The following is a 16,896-nucleotide window of genomic DNA, read 5'->3' as shown; positions in this document are numbered from 1 at the left end:
TTCTCTTTCATTAGAGCGAAGGAGGTTGGGAGAGTTCGACGGCGAGATCGCCGACGGCGGGGATCGATTTGATAAGCCCTGCTTCGTGCAGGAAGACACCGAGGCGTTCGTAGCGGCTGCGATCGAGAGCCGCCGGCCGTTTGGCGAAGCGTGGAAGCGTGTCCGTCCACGCTTGCCTGTTCAGCGGATTGTCGAGATCCGGATAGGCCTTGATGAAAATCTGCCAGCTCTCGTCCGGGTGATTGGTCAGATAGATCGCCCCCTTTTCGACAGCGCCAAGAAAGCGGGGCAGGCGATTGTCGGTGACGAGATCCCGGTTTGTGACGAAGATGAGTTCGTCATAGACCGGCACGCCGTGCTCCTCGGGAAAGAAGGCGCGGCCGCTATGACCCTCCTGTGTCATCTGGGTCAGTTCGAAGTTGCGGTAGGCTCCGACAGTCGCATCGACCTGTCCCGCGATCAGCGAGGCCGAGAGGGCGAAATTGACGTTGATCAGTTCTACATCCTTGATGGACATGCCTTCGGACTTGAGCATTGCGCCGAGCATCGCGTCCTCAAACCCGGCGACCGAGAAGCCGACTTTCTTGCCCTTCAAATCCTTGAGGCTTTTGATCGGACCATCGGCCAGTGTCATCACCGTGTTGAGTGGTGTTTCCACCAGCGTCCCGAAGCGCACCAGCGGCAGGCCGGCGTCATGGTCGAGATAGAGATTGGGCTGGTAGTGAATGGCGATGTCGGCCTGCTTTGCCGCGATAAGGCGTGGCGGCGCGGCCGGGTCTGCTGGCGGCATCAGATTCACATCAAGACCTGCATCGGCGAAGAATCCCTTCTCGCGGGCGATGACAAGAGGGGCGTGGTCCGGATTGACGAACCATTCGAGCAGAACCGTCAACTTGTCGGCGGCTCTGGCAGGTGCGGTTGCGGCGCAGAGCGCAAGGCATATGGTGAGGATCAATGAGCGTATGCGGAACATCGGTTGTCCTTTGTTGCATCGATGAGGGAGAGGTCATGTTTCCGGCGCCCAAGGGGTAAGGCGGCGCGTCAGGGCGTCGACGAGAAAGCGCAGGATCACGGTGAGGGCGGCGAGGATCATCAGTGCCGCGAACATGGTTTCGGTCTGCATGCGGGCATTGGCTTGGAGCATGACAAAACCGAGCCCGCGCGACGAGCCGACCCATTCGCCAATCACGGCGCCGATCGGGGCAAAGACGGCGGCGACGCGCAGGCCCGATCCGAGCGAGGGCAAGGCGCTCGGAACCCGAACGAGAACAAGCGTTGCGAGCGGCGTCGCTTGCGTGAGCGAAGCCGCATCGAGCAGGTCGCGGTTGGTCCGCTGCAGGCCATCGGCAAAGGCCGACGCCACGGGAAAGAAGATGATGAGGCTTGCCATCACCACCTTGGAGGCAAGTCCAAAGCCGAACCACAGAACAAGCAGCGGCGCGATGGCAAACACCGGGAGTGCCTGCAAGACAAGAAGGAGCGGCCAGACGACATGGCGGAAGGCAGGAATGGCGGCGACGAGCAGCGCGATGACAATGCCGGCGAGCGCGCCGAATGCCAGTCCAAGCAGGATCTCGATGAGCGTGATCGATGCGTTGACGCCAAGATATTGCCGCTGTTCGACCAGTGCCGACACCACCGCAATTGGCCCAGGCAGAATGAATCGCGGAGGCTGGAACAGCCAGACCGCCACTTGCCAGCAAGCAGCGACGGCGGCAAGCGCCGCGACCATGCGAATAACGAGGCGCATGGTTGGCAGCTACCGCCGCAGTTCAAATGTCAGGATGTATGGCACGCTCTGGACTCCATTGCTTTTGAAGATCCGGTCATGCGCGAAGGTGAAGCTGAAAAGGCGCGAACTATGCTCAATTCCCGTTCCTACGCCGGCATGACCCGGATCAGGTTCAAGGGTCCAGCTCGACGCTATCTCAGCACTGTACAGTGCCCCCCTCGGAATGAAGCGATGATGGAGCGGCGCGAGATCAAAGTCAATCGCGCCGCGTCAGGTCCTAGTGGGTCAGGCGGACGTTCTCGCCATCGACCGATTTACAGGCGGCCGTGATCTTGTAGTAGAAGTCCTGGTTGGCCCAGCCGCCGCCGTCTTCCCACGCATGGCTATGGGGCGTGTTGTCACAATTCATCAGGTCGTCCAGTGGCGGCTTGGATCCCAATGGCAGTTGGACGCCATCGACGAACAGATGGTTGACCGTGTTCGGGTCGTCGGTTTTTAGCGTGGAATTGTATTTCGAATAGCCCGACTCATTTGTGGCAATGCAGTCGACGTATCGCGATTTTCCGGCGTTCTTGTCCTTGTAGCCGACATCGCAACCGTCATTTTTGATTTCCATCTTTAGGTACAGCTTGGTGTAGTCACCGAGATCGAATGTGATCGGAACATTGATATCCGGGTCTGTTTTACCGCCGCCGTTACCGTTGTAGAGGTTATGGTCGGTCGCGGTGTATTTGATGGTGCCGACAACAACGTCCTTGCCATTGCGCACGACGATGATGGAAACTTTCTTGAACCAGTAGCCCGTAACCTTGTCGATCGTGATCTTGGCCGTCGTCGGCTTCAATGGCGCCAGCGCCGTGGCGTTGACGTTGATCGGCATGTTGTCCTTGTTGAGAACATGCATGAACAGGGTGCTGGTCTGGCCGCCAAGGGTGATGGAAACCTTTTGATTTTCGGTACTGAAGTTCAAATTGATATCTTCGGCGCGCAGGCCGAGATTGGCCTGGAGGAAGGCACGTGCCCTCGCCTCGGCGGCCGCTTTGTTGGACCCGGTGAAAACCGAGGCTGCCGCAAGCGCCGCAGCGTCGGCCGCATTCTGCAGCCGCGAACGGTCATTGCTGGCGCGGCTATAATCCACGGCGAGCCCGGCAAACCCCAGGAGCGGTACAAGCAGCAAACCGAATGTGATCGCGGTTGCGCCGCGGCGGTCTTTTATGAATTGACGTAGATAGTTCATGGCCCCACTCCAGTCGATGAGCGCAACCATCAGTTGTCCGGCGTAAATGACGGCTTATGAAATTCGTTCAGATTTTCACGATCTGCCCTGGAACGGGCGTCGGTGAAGAAATGCGTCTGCAAATGGTAAATGTTTGATGAAGCTGCATTAGGCGTTTTGAACGACAGGGCGGACAAAACCCTGGCTCGCGACAAGGAGGTTGCGCGTGTAGTCCTGCGTTACATGGCGCCGGGCAAGTTCCGACGCGGTGAGCCGTTCGACCTCTGCGCCATGTTGCATTACCATCAGCCGGTCGCACATGTGCGTTACGACTGCGAGATCATGGCTGACCATGACGAATGTCAGCTTGCGGTCGCGGCGGATCTGCTCGAGAAGATTCAGCACCTCCGCCTGCACCGATGCGTCGAGCGCAGAGGTTGGCTCGTCCAGCAACAGGATCGATGGTTCGAGAATCAGGGCGCGGGCGATGGCGACACGCTGGCGCTGGCCGCCCGACAGCTGATGCGAGTAGCGGAAGCGAAAACTGGAACCGAGCCCGACCTCGTCAAGCGCCCGCAAGATGCGCCGCTCGATATCGCCGAACCCATGTACGGCGAGCGGCTCAAGGAGCAATCGGTCCACGGTCTGGCGCGGATGCAGCGAACCATAGGGGTCCTGGAACACCATTTGCACTTCGCGGTAAAAGGCCTTTGTGCGCGATGCGCCGAGCAAATTGCCATTGACCTCGATCGTCCCCGCGGTCACGGGTGCCAGACCCGCCACGGCGCGCAACAACGTCGATTTGCCCGAACCGGATTCGCCGACGAGACCGAAGGACTCGCCGGGCACCACCTCGAGGCTGACGCCGCGCAGCGCGCGAAAGCGATTGAACGTCACTTCGAGATTGTCGATCTTCAGCGCCGGCGTCATGCTGCCCACTCCGGTTTGCGGTCGAGCGTCGGCAGTGGATGCCGGTCGGCACCTATTTCAGGCATGCAGTTCAGCAGTCCCTGCGTATAGGGGTGCTTGGCATTACGCAGGTCCGTCGCGGCAATTTCTTCGACGATGCGGCCAGCATACATGACGATGACCCTGTCGCAGAACGACGAAACCAGCCGCAGATCGTGCGAGATGAAAATGAGGCCCATGCCCCTGTCGCGCACCAGATTGTCGAGAATGCCGAGCACGTCGAGCTGGACCGTAACATCGAGCGCGGAGGTCGGCTCGTCCGCAATCAGCAGTTCCGGTCCGGTGATCAGCATCATCGCGATCATCGCGCGTTGCCCCATGCCGCCCGATACTTCGTGCGGATGGAGATCGTAGACGCGCTCGGGATCGCGTATTTGGACCGCGGCCAGCATATCGAGCGCGCGTCTGCGCGCCTCGCGCTTGCTGACCTTCTCGTGGGTCCGGAGCGTTTCGACGATTTGCCTGCCGATGCTCATGACCGGATTGAGCGAATATTTCGGATCCTGCAGGATCATGGAGATGCGATTGCCGCGCAGCGCCCGCCGTTCCTTGACGGACGTCTCCAGCAGATCGATACCGTCGAAGTTCAGGGTCTTTGCGGTGATGGTTGCATGCGGCGGGGTGAGGCCCATGATGGCGCGGCCGGTCTGCGACTTGCCGGAGCCCGATTCACCGACAATGCCGAGGCGTTCGCGCCCCAGCGTGAAGGACACGCCGCGCACCGCGTTGACGGCGCCCGTGCGGGTCGGAAATGTGACGCGGAGGTCGTCAACCGTCAGCATCGTGCTCATTGGTTGTTGCCTCGCGGATCAAGCGCGTCGCGCAGCCCGTCGCCAAGAAGATTGAAACCAAGGCTGACGATGAGGATGGCAAAGCCCGGCATGGCGGCGACCCACCATTGGTCCATGATGAAACGTCTTCCCGATGCGATCATGGCACCCCACTCGGGCAAGGGTGGCTGTGCACCGAGCCCAAGAAAGCCGAGGCCAGCTGCGGTCAGGATGATACCTGCCATATCGAGCGTTACACGGACAATCAGCGACGACAGGCAGAGCGGCATGATGTGACGCAGCACGATGCGGGTCGGCGATGCGCCCATCAGCCGTACGGCGGCGATGTAATCGGAGTTGCGCACCGTCAGCGTCTCGGCGCGGGCAATGCGGGCATAGGGCGGCCACGAGGTTATCGCTATGGCGATAACGGCATTCTCAATGCCCGGCCCAAGCGCGGCGACGAACGCCAGGGCCAGGATGAGCTTGGGGAAGGCAAGGAAAATATCGGTGATGCGCATCAACACGGCATCGACCCAACCGCCGGCGTAACCGGCGATCGTACCGACGAGCAGCCCGATTGGCGCCGCTATGATCGCGACGAGGATGACGACATAAAGCGTCAGGCGCGAGCCATAGATGAGCCTTGAGAGGATATCGCGGCCCTGATCGTCGGTACCAAGCAGATATTCACCACCGGGTGGCAGCAGGCGGGCGTTGCGCAGGTCGCCAGCAACGGGAGAATGCGGCGCCAGCAGCGGCGCGAAGGCAGCAACCAGCAGCAGGGCGATGATGATGGCGAGCCCGACAACCGCAAGGCGGTTGCTGGCGAAACGGCTCCAGACGAGATAGGCGCGGCCAAGTCGCGCCTGCGTCCGCGATTGCGGGCGGTCGCTCATCAGCCATTCGCGGCGCGTAAGGGGCCGCGAGGTGTTGATTGCGTCTGTCATCGTGCGCGCGTCCGTGGGTCGAGGGCCCGATAAAGCAGATCGGACAGGAGATTGATGGCAACGAAGACTGTGCCGATGACGATGGTTCCGCCGAGCACCGCATTCATGTCGGCGTTCTGCAGGGAGTTGGTGATGTACATGCCGAGCCCTGGCCATGAGAAAACGGTCTCGGTGAGGACAGAGCCTTCGAGCAGGCCGGCATAAGAAAGCGCAATGACGGTGACGAGCGGAACGGCGGCATTGCGCAAGGCGTGACCCCAGATGATGCGCGTTTCGGAAAGACCTTTTGCGCGTGCGGCAACGATATATTCCTGCTCGAGTTCGTTCAGCATGAAGCTGCGGGTCATGCGGCTGATATAGGCCAGCGAAAAATAGCCGAGCAAAGATGCCGGCAGGATGATGAAACTGAAGATGTTGCGGAACGCTTCCCAATTGCCCTGGATCACTGCGTCGAGCAGATAGAAGCCGGTAATCGGTGTGAAGGTATATTCATAAACCACATCGATGCGGCCGGGACCCGAGGTCCAGCCAAGCTTGGCATAGAAAACCAGCAATGCGAGAAGGCCGAGCCAGAAGATCGGCACGGAATAGCCGATCAGGCCAATGATGCGGACGAACTGGTCAATCAGGCTGCCACGCTTGACGGCGGCGAGTACGCCGAGCGGAACGCCGATACATGCACCGATGAGCGTGCCCATTGTTGCAAGTTCCATCGTTGCCGGAAAAACCCGCCTGATATCAGTCATGACGGGGTTGGTCGTCAGGACAGAATTGCCGAAGTCGCCCTGCAATATGCCCTTTATGTAGAGAAAGAACTGCTCATAGAGCGGCAGGTTCAGCCCGAGCTCCTCCCGCACCCGTTCCACCACATGCGCGGGGGCACGGTCGCCGACGATTGCCAGCGCCGGGTCGATCGGTATTACCCGCCCAATAAAGAAGGTGACTGCGAGGAGGCCCAAAAACGTGATGACTCCGATCAGCAGGAAACGTCCGACTGCCCAGAGAAAATTACCAGCCCAGGCGCCGGAACGCCTGGACTCCATTTGTGTGTCGGTACTGCTCATTGCATCAGCCCTTGGGGCCCGATCACTTTGATACGTTGAAGACGTAGTTGGTGTCGAACGACGGTCCGAGCTTGAAGCCTTTGAGGTTCGAGCGCAGGGCCGAGACTTCCGTTTGCTGGAAGATCAGGACGAACGGGCTGGTCGCCAGCACCTTCTTCTGCAGATCCTGGTACATGGCTGCGCGCTTGGCATTGTCGCGTTCGAGCAGGGCAGCTTTGGTTTCCTTGGTCAGATCCGGCACATCCCAGGCGTTGCGCCATGCGAGGGTCTTGTTGGTGCCTTCATCCGAATTGTTGGGGTTGTTGGTGAAGGTGTCGGCATTCGAATTTGGATCCCAGTAATCGACGCCCCACTGACCGATATAAGAGTCGTGGGTACGAGCGCGATACTTTGTAAGCGTCTGCTTACCGTCACCCGGTATGATCTCCATCTTTACGCCGGCCTGCGCCATGGTCTGCTGAATGGATTCGGCGATGCCCGTCACCGGCTGGTTGTTGCGCACATCCATCGTGAAGGAGAAACCATCCTTCAACCCGGCCTTTTCCAGAAGCCCCTTGGCCTTGGCGACGTCGAGCTTGTAGGGGTTTTCGTCGAGTTCGCCGAGAATGCCCTTGGGCAGGAAGGTCTGGTGAATCTCGCCGATACCCTTGATCAGCTTTTCGCCGATCGCATCGTAATCGACGAGATATTTCAGGGCTTCGAGCACTTCCGGCTTGGCGAGGTTCGGGTTCTTCTGGTTGAGGCTGAAGTAATAGATCGTGCCCTTCGGGGCGCTCGTCGTGGTGATCTCGCCGTTCTTGACGACCTGTTCGAGATCGTTCGGCTCGAGATTGCGAGCAACGTCGATATCACCCTTTTCGAGCAGCAGGCGCTGCGCGGCGCTTTCCTTCACGTGACGATAAATAACGCGGTTCAGCGGCGCCTTGGTACCGTAATAATTGTCATTGCGCTCGAGGACGATGATTTCGTTGGCGCGCCAGTCGCGAATCTTCATCGGGCCGGAACCAGCGTATGCGGTCTTCAACCAGGCATAGCCGAAATCGTCATTGACGACATGTTCGGAGACGAGCTTCTTGTCGACCACCGAAGCGACCGTGGCCGTCAGACAGTTGAGGACGAAGCTCGGTGCATAGGCCTGATCAACCGTGAACACGAAGGTCGACGGGTCGGTTGCCTTGGCTTTTTCCGTGATATTGTCAGGCTTCAGGCCAAACTGCGTGAGGATAAACGCCGGGCTCTTGTCGAGCTTGACGGCGCGCTCGAACGACCAGGCGACATCCTCGGCGGTGATCGGATTGCCCGAGGCAAATTTCAGATCCGGCTTGATCTTGAACGTGTAGGTCAGGCCATCATCGGATACTGTCCAGCTTGAGGCAATATCAGCGACGATCTTCGAAGGGTCGTTGATGTCGAGCCGAACGAGCTTGTCATAGGTATTGCCATTGATTTCGCCGGTGGTGAGCTCGAACGCTTCAGCCGGATCGAGTGTGATCACGTCGTCGATGGCAAAGGCTTCGACAAGCGTATCGGCGGGCGTTGCGGCAAATGCCGGCACGCCGGACACCAGGATCGCGGAAAGTGCAGCGCCCCCGAGCAGAAGGCGGAATTTGGAGTCGATCTTGTTCATCAGCATTGGTCAGTTCCCTGTTCTAGAGCGATGTCGTCTTGTTATTGTTCTTCATGCCAGGCGGAACGCAGCACGCGCAGCCAGTTGTCGCGGCATATCTTGGCAAGATCCTCGCCTGCGTAGCCGGCATCGCGCAGGGCAGCAACGAGGTTCTGGTTGCCGCTCGCATCGCCGATCTCGCCGGGGATCTTGGCGCCGTCAAAATCGGAGCCCAGCGCCACGCAATCGATGCCCATGCGGTTCACCATGTAATCGATGTGGCGGATCATATCCGAAAGTGGGGTATCGGCATTTTCGCGCGCGTCAGGTCGCAACATGGCAACCGCGTAATTCAGGCCCACCAGCCCCTTGCTCTCGCGAATAGCATCGAGTTGCCTGTCGGTCAGATTGCGCGCGACCGGGGTCAGCGCATGCACGTTGGAGTGGCTCGCAACGAGCGGCTGATCGCTGATCCGCGCGACATCCCAGAAGCCTTTTTCGGTGATGTGGGCAAGGTCGATGAGAATACCCAGCCTGTTGCAGGCCAGGACCAACGCCTCACCCTCGGCGGTAAGGCCGGGGCCGGTGTCGGGCGACATCGGATAAGCGAAGGGCACGCCATGGGCAAAGATATTGTTGCGGCTCCAGACCGGACCAAGCGTGCGCAGCCCCGCCGCATAAAAAACGTCAAGCGCCGCCAGATCAGCGCCTATCGCCTCGCAGCCTTCCATGTGCAGGACAGCAGCAAAGGTGCCGTCGCGCATGCACGCTTCGATTTCGGCCGTCGTGCGGCAGAGTTTCCAGCCGCCGCTACGCTCCAGGCGCCAAGCGATGGACGCCATTTCGAGCGCGACATCCAATGAGGGAGCCCGATCGAGCGGCGCGGCCAAGGGCGTCGAGTAATGCCCATTGGCATCGGGGGCCTTGAATGCGAGATCGCCCGAGGGAACATAGATGGCGCAGAGCCCGCCCGCGAGCCCGCCCTTCTGTGCCCTTATCTTGTCGATGTGTCCGTAGGTCGTCCCCTTGACGAATTCTTCCACGGGATCGGCGCCGTCTCTCGAATGTTTCCACAACCGGTAAAGCACATCGTTGTGACCATCGAAGACAGGCTGCATTTCAATTCCCGATCAGGTTGGCAAAAAGCGACATTTTCGTCGGGCAAGCATCCCGCCATCCCGAGCCGACGTCGCCGAGTGACAAAAAATCATGACGCCAGCGAACAGGCAATAGCGTTGTTGTACAAAAGTATAAAGACTGTGAGTTGCACCCCAGAAAGTATTCAACGTCCGGCCGGTGGAGCCCCGCCGTCCTTAGCGCTACCGTCCAAAATTTAGAGAACTCCAAAACCGCTTGAGTGTTGGCATGATTGACAACGACCGGTCCCTCTTAGATGATTAGACGAGGCGCTTCGGAACTTCTGTTTAAAACCAAAAGCATGTTTTCCGATGGTTCAATCATGGAAATGTTCCTTTGGAAGGTTCCGGCGCCGATCGCGGGCGGTCGTCACACCTATAAGTACCGACTCTATTGGGGTCGCGACGGCATGCGGATCGTCGGCTTTGACAACGAACGTGGCAAAGGCGACCATTGTCATTTGGACGGCAAAGAGTATGCGTATGCATTCATATCACCAGAGGCCTTGATCGAAGACTTCTACGCGGAAATTCGCAGGAGAATGTCAAAATGAAAAAGGCGACCATCCGGATAAGAAGCAGCACGGACGAGACCCTCCGCGACGCGGCGCACGGTTTTGTAAGAGCATGGGAGAGCGGAGAATCCGATCCTGTTGCCACGTTTACATTCAGTTCGCCGGCTCAGCTACCATTCTCACGCCCAAGCGTTGGGAACTTATCGAACATCTGCCAAAAATCGGACCATCAAGCATTCGCGGACTCGCTCGATCACTTGGTCGCGATGTGAAGCGTGTGCATGAGTATGTAACGACGCTCATCGATTGGGGAATTGTCGAGGGAGTAAAGGACGCCAAGGTTTGCGTCCCTTTTGATGTGATCCATGCGGACTTCGATTTGCGCGCCGTCGCCTAGGGTTCGTTCCCAGGAATTAGCGCTTAAACGTCGAGGTTCGCCACACTCAGCGCATTGTCCTGAATGAATTCGCGCCGCGGCTCGACATCATCGCCCATGAGCCGCGAGAACAGGCTGTCGGCGTCGGTGGCGTCATTGACCTTGACCTGCAGCAGGGAGCGCGCGTTCGGATCGAGCGTCGTCTCCCAGAGTTGCTCCGCGTTCATCTCGCCAAGACCCTTGTAGCGCTGTAGCGAGAGGCCCTTGCGCCCCGCTGCAAAGACGGCGTCGAGGAGAGCCATCGGCCCGGCGACCGCGTCGGCCTTTTCCTTGCGGCGAAGCACTGGCGGCTGCGAATAGATATCATGGAGGCGGGAGGCGTAGCGATCGAGTTGGCGCGCATCGGCCGAACCGAGCAGGGCCATATCGAGGGTCACCGTCTCCTTGACGCCGCGCAAAGACCGCTCGAAGACGAAGCCGTCAACACCATCGTCAGGGGTGGCAAGGCGGCCGGTCCAGCCCTTTTCGGTTTCCTCGGCGATGAGGTCAAGCCGGGCGGCAACTTCGGCGACCAGTTCCTGCGCCTTGGCGGTATCGGATATCGCTTCCGGGTTGAGCGCGCCGGCGATGGTTGCCTGTTCGACGACCGCGCGGTCGTAACGCGTGTTCAGGCCCTGCAAGAGATGGCGAACTGCCAGCGCGTCATTGATGACAACGCGCAGGTCGTTGGTGGTGCGCACTTCCCCTGAAACCAGCTCCAACGAGGTTTCATCGAGCCCCGAGTCGATCAGATATTCCTCAAAGGCGGTTTCGTTCTTGATGTATTGCGAGGACTTGCCGCGCGTCACCTTGTAAAGCGGCGGCTGGGCGATATAGACGTGGCCCCGCTCAATCAGTTCCGGCATCTGGCGGAAGAAGAACGTCAAAAGCAGCGTACGGATGTGGGCGCCATCGACGTCGGCGTCGGTCATGATGATGATCTTGTGATAGCGCAGTTTGTCCGGATTGAACTCGTCCTTGCCGATGCTGGTGCCGAGCGCAAGGATCAGCGTGCCGATCTGGTCGGAAGAGAGCATCCGATCGAGTTTCACGCGCTCGACATTCAGGATTTTGCCGCGCAGCGGCAGGATCGCCTGGTTCTGGCGCGAGCGTCCGCCCTTGGCCGATCCGCCGGCGGAATCACCCTCGACGATGAAGATTTCAGACTTGGCCGGGTCGCGCTCCTGGCAATCGGCAAGCTTGCCGGGCAGCGAGCTGATGCTCAGCGAGTTTTTGCGGGTGATGTCGCGCGCCTTGCGGGCCGCTTCGCGTGCGGAAGCCGCCTGGATCACCTTCTCGACAAGCACCTTGCCTTCGGCCGGGTGCTCTTCAAGCCAGTTCGACAGCGCCTCGTTGACGAGACTTTCAACGACCGGGCGCACTTCGGACGAGACGAGCTTGTCCTTGGTCTGCGACGAAAACTTGGGATCGGGGACCTTGACGGACAGGACCGCGGTCAGGCCTTCGCGGCAGTCATCGCCGGTCAGCGTGACCTTCGACTTCTTGGTCTGGCCCGAGGCGTCGGCATAGCTGGTCATCTGGCGGGTCAGGGCACCACGGAAACCCGCAAGATGCGTGCCGCCATCGCGCTGGGGAATGTTGTTGGTGAAGCACAGAACATTCTCGTGGTAGCTGTCGTTCCACCACATGGCGACTTCGACCGTCGTACCGTCCTTCTCACCGCGAATGTAGATCGGGTCTGCGACAAGTTCCTTCTTGGTGCGGTCGAGATAGCGCACATAGGCGGTAAGTCCGCCTTCGTAGAAGAGCTCGAGTTCGACCGGATCGGCATGGCGGCGGTCGGCGAGCAGAATGCGTACGCCCGAATTCAGGAAAGCGAGTTCGCGCAGACGATGTTCGAGCGTGTTGAAATCGAACTCGACCATCGAGAACGTGTCCGTCGACGGCAGGAAGGTCACTTCCGTACCGGTCGCATCGCCGGCATCGCCTGTCACCACGAGCGGCGCGTCGGCCACGCCATGGGTAAAGCTCATTTCATGGATCTTGCCCTGGCGGCGAATCTTGAGTTTCAGCCAGACAGAAAGCGCATTGACCACCGAAACGCCGACGCCGTGCAGACCGCCGGAAACCTTATAGGAATTCTGGTCGAATTTACCGCCAGCATGCAGCTGGGTCATGATGACTTCGGCGGCGGAGACCCCCTCGGAGTGCATGTCCGTCGGAATGCCGCGGCCATTATCCGTGACCGTGCACGAACCGTCGGGATTGAGCGTGACGGTGACGCGGGTCGCGTGGCCGGCGAGCGCCTCGTCGATGGCGTTATCGACGACTTCGTATACCATGTGGTGAAGGCCGGAACCGTCGTCCGTATCGCCGATATACATGCCCGGGCGCTTGCGAACCGCATCCAATCCCTTGAGAACCTTGATGGACTCCGCACCGTATTCTGGCGAGGTTTCAACTGTCAGTTCCGGTGTATCGCTCATGTAGATTCAATCTTTTCTCGGGTCGCCAGGATCGGCGCGCCGTATTTATAGCAGAACCGGGCGAATCATGCCCGGTCCTTGGCCTAGATATAGTGCTTATCGCACGCTTTTCCAATTCTAAGGGGTGTGAATATCCACGGATCATGGCCAAATTGGCTCATCCGGGCGAGAAATACGACCAGAGGTCCGCACCCAGCAGCGCGCCTGATCCGGCGGGCTGTTAGTCACCCGCCAGACAGAGTCAAAGCCGCAATGCGCACTACTCGATGATCTGGACCGATCCCGACGCAGGTTTTGCGACAGGCGAGCGCGCGTCGAGGAAGTCCTTGACTTCGCTGAACTTCAAGCTGCCGTCGCGGTCGCGGTCAATCTCGGCGAAGTGATCGACAAAAAAGCCGAGCCCGGACTTTGAAGCGGATTCCTGCGTGACAAGATGGGTCGCGGGATCCGCGGCCCGGTCGAAGAGCGAGGCCGTGCGCTGGTCGACTTCGGTCGCGACGCTTGCCCGGGTCAACGGAGCCGCCGCCATCCGCGATGGCGCCTGACGCGGCGCGAAGCCCCGCTGCATTCTCATCAGGCCGCGCTGATGCCGTGACTCGCTGGCGAAATCACCCGCACTGGCGAGCGAGGCGCTGCAAATGACGCCAATCAGGATCGACGCACAGATATGATGTCGTTTCATTGTTTCACCTGTTCAAATGCGGGCGGGTTGGATGCTGCGAACATTGTCGCCAACGGCCCATCGTAGAAGGCGCCCAGATCTTGCATCAGGGTGGCATAAGAGCGGGTGTAAAAAGGCGCTACTCCGTGGCCACCCTCGTAAACCTTGACCGGCACCTTGTCGGTGAGGCCGCCTATTTGAAGGTCAACTTCCGACCGATTGAATGGCGTATTCAGATCGTAGTAGCCGTGCTGAACCAGAACCTTCAAGTTCGGATTGAGCGTTATGCTGAATGTCAAATGCGGAACGCTATTACCTGCCCGTTCCTTGTTGTCTCCGATCGTTTGAGGATCGGGTCGATAATCCCAGATATCGATGATCTTACCGTTGAAGCCAACATAAGGAGATTGAGATTCATAGCCGACGAACTTGGCGTGGTAATCTTTTCGCCAGGCGAAGTAATCGCTCGTGCGATCAAAGGCCGGATCTACCGCTTCCGGCTCATCAAAGTAGCGTCCATCATTGAGATAAAGCCGGCCCGTTCCAGGTGCAAATATATGAGTAAAGTCGACCGGGTTCAAATTAGGCGTCGCAATCCAAGGATTGTTATTGGCATTGTCGCCCGGCTGATATTGTTTGCCTATCCCTGTAAACGCATAAAGCTTGTCAAGAAACGCGCCACCTTCCGGCTGCCTAATATAAGCTTCCCAAGACTTTCTGTCGGGTATATTCGCATCCGTCTCTTTGAAAACCTTGTTATAGAGTCCATCGAACTCCCTGCCGAATGCGCGAGCACTGACCAAAAACTGTTCGGTTGACTGACCTTCACGAGCCGTCGACTTCTCATGAAAGTCCGCCACCATCGCGTAGGTCGGGATCGCACCGCCACAGCTTGTGTAGAACCGGTAGCAGCCGCTCGTTTGATTCAATGTCGGGGAATTCAGGACGAGCCCGGAAAGGACGTTTTTGCTCGTGGTGAATGTCGTGTATTGGCTGGTGCCGCTCTCCAGCAGCAGACGCGCCATGATTGGCGCCCGAAATCCGCCATAAGAGACGCCGTAAATATATTTGGGCGAGTTCTGGCGGTTGTACACGTTCACATAGCGCGTAATGAAATCCCGCAAGACTTTGGCATCGCTATCGACGCCCCAAAAATCACTGTTCCTGTTCGGCCAGATGGCGAGGGAATTGCCGGTCCCGACGGGATCGACGAAAACGAGATCCGTCTTGTCCAAAATCGTGTTGGGATTGTCTTTCAACGGCCCGATGACGTCCTCCGATGGGGCCGGTCCGTCTTGCTGCATGGGCCCAAGGAAGCCAATATCCAGTTCGGCGGATGAGCCGCCGGGCCCTCCGTTGAACACGAAGGTTATTGGGCGCGCATCCCGCGCCTGGTCGTCGCGCGTATAGGCCGTGTAGGAGATCACCGCTTCAGCATTGAACAGACCTGAGCCAGGTTTGGATGCAATCAGCTGACCGGCGGTCGCCGTGAAGGGAATGGAGGTTCCCTTAAGGGCGATCGTGTGCGCTTTGGCGGCCGAGACTTCGCGAGCGTCCGAATGATCCAGTCTTCCATCGGGGTCATAATCTGCAGCCGTTATCGGTTTGACCGGAATGGATGCGGGCGGAGGCGCTGGAACAGTCGACGTCGGCGCCTGCTGAGGCTTGACTGGCGCGGGTTGATTGAACGTCGGCGTCGCATCGGCGCTGTTGGAATCCGATCCTCCGTCGCACGATGCCAGGAAAACAGCCAGCAAAAGCCAGCAAAGGCGAAAATTCATAATTAAAAACCTCACAATATGGACCGGAACGATATCAGTGCAGGCGGTAAAAAAGAGGCAGTAGAAATCGGAATTTAAAATCACGTCGCAAGCTCGAGGCGGAGCACACCTTATCCAGTTTGCGACGTCAAGTACAAAATGGCTGGTGCCGCCCCAAAGAAACCATTGGCATTTCTGCACCCACATGCCCACATGGTCGGCAGGAGCCTGCTAATATGAATACTGTTCAAAGCGCCTTTATTCCTCCAGCGCCCATCCCGCGTACCGGGCCGGTCGGAACCTTGCGCCTTATTCGAACCATCTATCGCAACCCGCTCGAACTATGGGGCGAGCCTTCCTATAATGAGCCGTGGGTGTCGATCGACTGGTCCTTTGCCCACACGATCATCGCCAATGATCCCGGCCTCATCCGCCACGTCCTCGTCGACAATGCCAAGAACTACAAGATGGCGGCGGTTCGCCAGCGGATCCTCCGCCCCATCTTGCGCGCTGGTCTCCTAACGGCGGAAGGCGAAACGTGGCGCCGTTCTCGCAAGGCCATGGCGCCGGTATTTACGCCTCGCCACATCAATGGTTTTGCCGAGGCGATGAAGCGGACGAGCGAGACTTTCGCCAAGCGCTACGAGAACCTTTCCGGTCCTACGGACGTATCGCGCGACATGACCATGCTGACCTATGACATTTTGGCCGAGACGCTGTTCTCCGGCGAGATTGCGGGCGATCCGGACCAGTTTTCGCACGAGGTCGACCGCCTGTTTGAAACCATGGGCCGCGTCGATCCGCTCGACCTGCTTGGGGCGCCGAACTGGATGCCGCGCTTCACCCAAATCCGGGGCAGACGCGCCCTCGCCTTCTTCCGGCAGATCGTTGCCAACACCATGGAAATGCGTCGCAAGCGCATGGACCGGGAAGGCGACAAGGTTCCCAACGATTTTCTGACCCTGCTGCTCAAGGCGGAGGGCCCGAAGGGACTTTCGCGCGCCGAAATCGAGGACAATATTATCACGTTCATAGGGGCCGGGCATGAAACCACGGCGCGCGCACTGGGCTGGACGCTCTATCTCCTCGCCAAGGCGCCTTGGGAACGCGATCTGATCGAAGCCGAGATCGACGCCTTTATGGCGCAGGCGGACGTGCCGCCCCCGCATGCCTGGCTCGACGCATTGCCGCTCACCCGCGCCGCTTTCGAAGAAGCAATGCGGCTTTATCCCCCGGCTCCCTCCATCAACCGCGAACCGATCGAAGACGATCAATATATGGACCTGAAATTGCCCAAGGGGGCGGCTGTATTGGTTATGCCATGGACGGTCCATCGCCATCGGCTCTATTGGGACAATCCCGATGCGTTCATGCCGTCGCGTTTTCACCCGGAAAATCGCGACAAGATCGACCGTTTCCAATACTTGCCGTTCGGCGCCGGGTCGCGCGTGTGCATCGGCGCAAGTTTTGCGCTCCAGGAAGCGATCATCGCGCTCGCCACGCTGTTGCACCGCTTCAGATTCGATGTCGCCGGCGTCTACAAGCCCTGGCCGGTGCAGAAATTGACGACGCAACCCGATGGCGGGTTGCCAATGACCGTGCAGGCGCGGCGCTAACTTGATTTCCTAGGAAATATTCTATATATTTCTTTCCAT

The 16,896-nt window shown here is 58.9% G+C and carries 15 protein-coding genes and 1 riboswitch; of the genes, 3 read left to right on the top strand and 12 right to left on the bottom strand.

Annotated elements, in window-relative coordinates; translation table 11 throughout:
* Window positions 1–10: 10 nt before the first annotated feature.
* The 9 genes from AC1DNI_RS02850 to AC1DNI_RS02810 all read right to left on the bottom strand — a co-directional run bounded on the left by AC1DNI_RS02850 (window position 11) and on the right by AC1DNI_RS02810 (window position 9,425).
* Window positions 11–973: an ABC transporter substrate-binding protein gene (locus AC1DNI_RS02850; RefSeq protein ID WP_477690748.1), complete on the bottom strand. Its 963-nt coding sequence runs from the start codon at window positions 971–973 to the stop codon at window positions 11–13.
* Window positions 974–1,006: 33 nt separating this feature from the next.
* Complete coding sequence (locus AC1DNI_RS02845; protein ID WP_477690747.1) at window positions 1,007–1,750, bottom strand: ABC transporter permease; 744 nt, start codon at window positions 1,748–1,750, stop codon at window positions 1,007–1,009.
* Window positions 1,751–1,858: 108 nt separating this feature from the next.
* A riboswitch (TPP riboswitch) is annotated at window positions 1,859–1,961 on the bottom strand.
* A gap of 48 nt (window positions 1,962–2,009) precedes the next feature.
* On the bottom strand, window positions 2,010–2,969 hold the full coding sequence (locus AC1DNI_RS02840; RefSeq protein ID WP_477690746.1) for a TadE/TadG family type IV pilus assembly protein: 960 nt from the start codon (window positions 2,967–2,969) through the stop codon (window positions 2,010–2,012).
* 147 nt (window positions 2,970–3,116) lie between these two features.
* Window positions 3,117–3,878 (bottom strand): ABC transporter ATP-binding protein, encoded by a 762-nt coding sequence (locus AC1DNI_RS02835; protein WP_153666608.1) that lies wholly within the window; start codon window positions 3,876–3,878, stop codon window positions 3,117–3,119.
* Entirely contained in the window at window positions 3,875–4,708 is an 834-nt protein-coding gene (locus AC1DNI_RS02830; RefSeq protein WP_027230578.1) for an ABC transporter ATP-binding protein, read from the bottom strand. Before AC1DNI_RS02830 ends, AC1DNI_RS02835 begins: the two co-directional genes overlap by 4 nt.
* Complete coding sequence (nikC, locus tag AC1DNI_RS02825; protein ID WP_477690745.1) at window positions 4,705–5,637, bottom strand: nickel transporter permease; 933 nt, start codon at window positions 5,635–5,637, stop codon at window positions 4,705–4,707. Before nikC ends, AC1DNI_RS02830 begins: the two co-directional genes overlap by 4 nt.
* Window positions 5,634–6,701, bottom strand: coding sequence for an ABC transporter permease (locus AC1DNI_RS02820; RefSeq protein WP_027230580.1), 1,068 nt, complete (start codon window positions 6,699–6,701; stop codon window positions 5,634–5,636). The genes nikC and AC1DNI_RS02820 overlap by 4 nt, the downstream gene beginning before the upstream one ends.
* 22 nt (window positions 6,702–6,723) lie before the next feature.
* On the bottom strand, window positions 6,724–8,334 hold the full coding sequence (locus AC1DNI_RS02815) for an ABC transporter substrate-binding protein (RefSeq protein WP_477690744.1): 1,611 nt from the start codon (window positions 8,332–8,334) through the stop codon (window positions 6,724–6,726).
* Between the two features lie 35 nt (window positions 8,335–8,369).
* Window positions 8,370–9,425 carry a dipeptidase gene (locus AC1DNI_RS02810; RefSeq protein ID WP_477690743.1) on the bottom strand — a complete coding sequence of 352 codons (1,056 nt, stop codon included), beginning with the start codon at window positions 9,423–9,425 and terminating at the stop codon, window positions 8,370–8,372.
* A gap of 341 nt (window positions 9,426–9,766) precedes the next feature.
* Between AC1DNI_RS02810 and AC1DNI_RS02805 the strand changes: the two genes are divergently transcribed.
* Window positions 9,767–9,997 carry a toxin-antitoxin system TumE family protein gene (locus AC1DNI_RS02805; protein ID WP_477690742.1) on the top strand — a complete coding sequence of 77 codons (231 nt, stop codon included), beginning with the start codon at window positions 9,767–9,769 and terminating at the stop codon, window positions 9,995–9,997.
* A 73-nt stretch (window positions 9,998–10,070) separates the two neighbouring features.
* Window positions 10,071–10,355 (top strand): HVO_A0114 family putative DNA-binding protein, encoded by a 285-nt coding sequence (locus tag AC1DNI_RS02800; RefSeq protein ID WP_477690741.1) that lies wholly within the window; start codon window positions 10,071–10,073, stop codon window positions 10,353–10,355.
* Between the two features lie 23 nt (window positions 10,356–10,378).
* On the opposite strand, the gene gyrB is transcribed toward AC1DNI_RS02800, so the two are convergent.
* The 3 genes from gyrB to AC1DNI_RS02785 form a co-directional block, all read right to left on the bottom strand.
* A complete protein-coding gene (gyrB, locus tag AC1DNI_RS02795; protein ID WP_477690740.1) occupies window positions 10,379–12,820 on the bottom strand; it encodes a DNA topoisomerase (ATP-hydrolyzing) subunit B in 2,442 nt (813 codons plus the stop codon).
* Window positions 12,821–13,079: 259 nt separating this feature from the next.
* The gene (locus AC1DNI_RS02790; protein ID WP_477690739.1) at window positions 13,080–13,502 is read right to left on the bottom strand and encodes a hypothetical protein; all 423 of its coding nucleotides are present in this window, start codon (window positions 13,500–13,502) and stop codon (window positions 13,080–13,082) included.
* Complete coding sequence (locus AC1DNI_RS02785; protein WP_477690738.1) at window positions 13,499–15,346, bottom strand: S10 family serine carboxypeptidase-like protein; 1,848 nt, start codon at window positions 15,344–15,346, stop codon at window positions 13,499–13,501. Before AC1DNI_RS02785 ends, AC1DNI_RS02790 begins: the two co-directional genes overlap by 4 nt.
* Window positions 15,347–15,477: 131 nt before the next feature.
* Between AC1DNI_RS02785 and AC1DNI_RS02780 the strand changes: the two genes are divergently transcribed.
* The gene (locus tag AC1DNI_RS02780; protein ID WP_477690737.1) at window positions 15,478–16,857 is read left to right on the top strand and encodes a cytochrome P450; all 1,380 of its coding nucleotides are present in this window, start codon (window positions 15,478–15,480) and stop codon (window positions 16,855–16,857) included.
* The last annotated feature ends 39 nt before the right edge of the window (window positions 16,858–16,896 follow it).

This window comes from Phyllobacterium sp. 01N428, assembly GCF_056399405.1.
The sequence above is the reverse complement of the archived record's forward strand: the minus strand, read 5'-3'. Positions and strand labels throughout refer to the sequence as shown.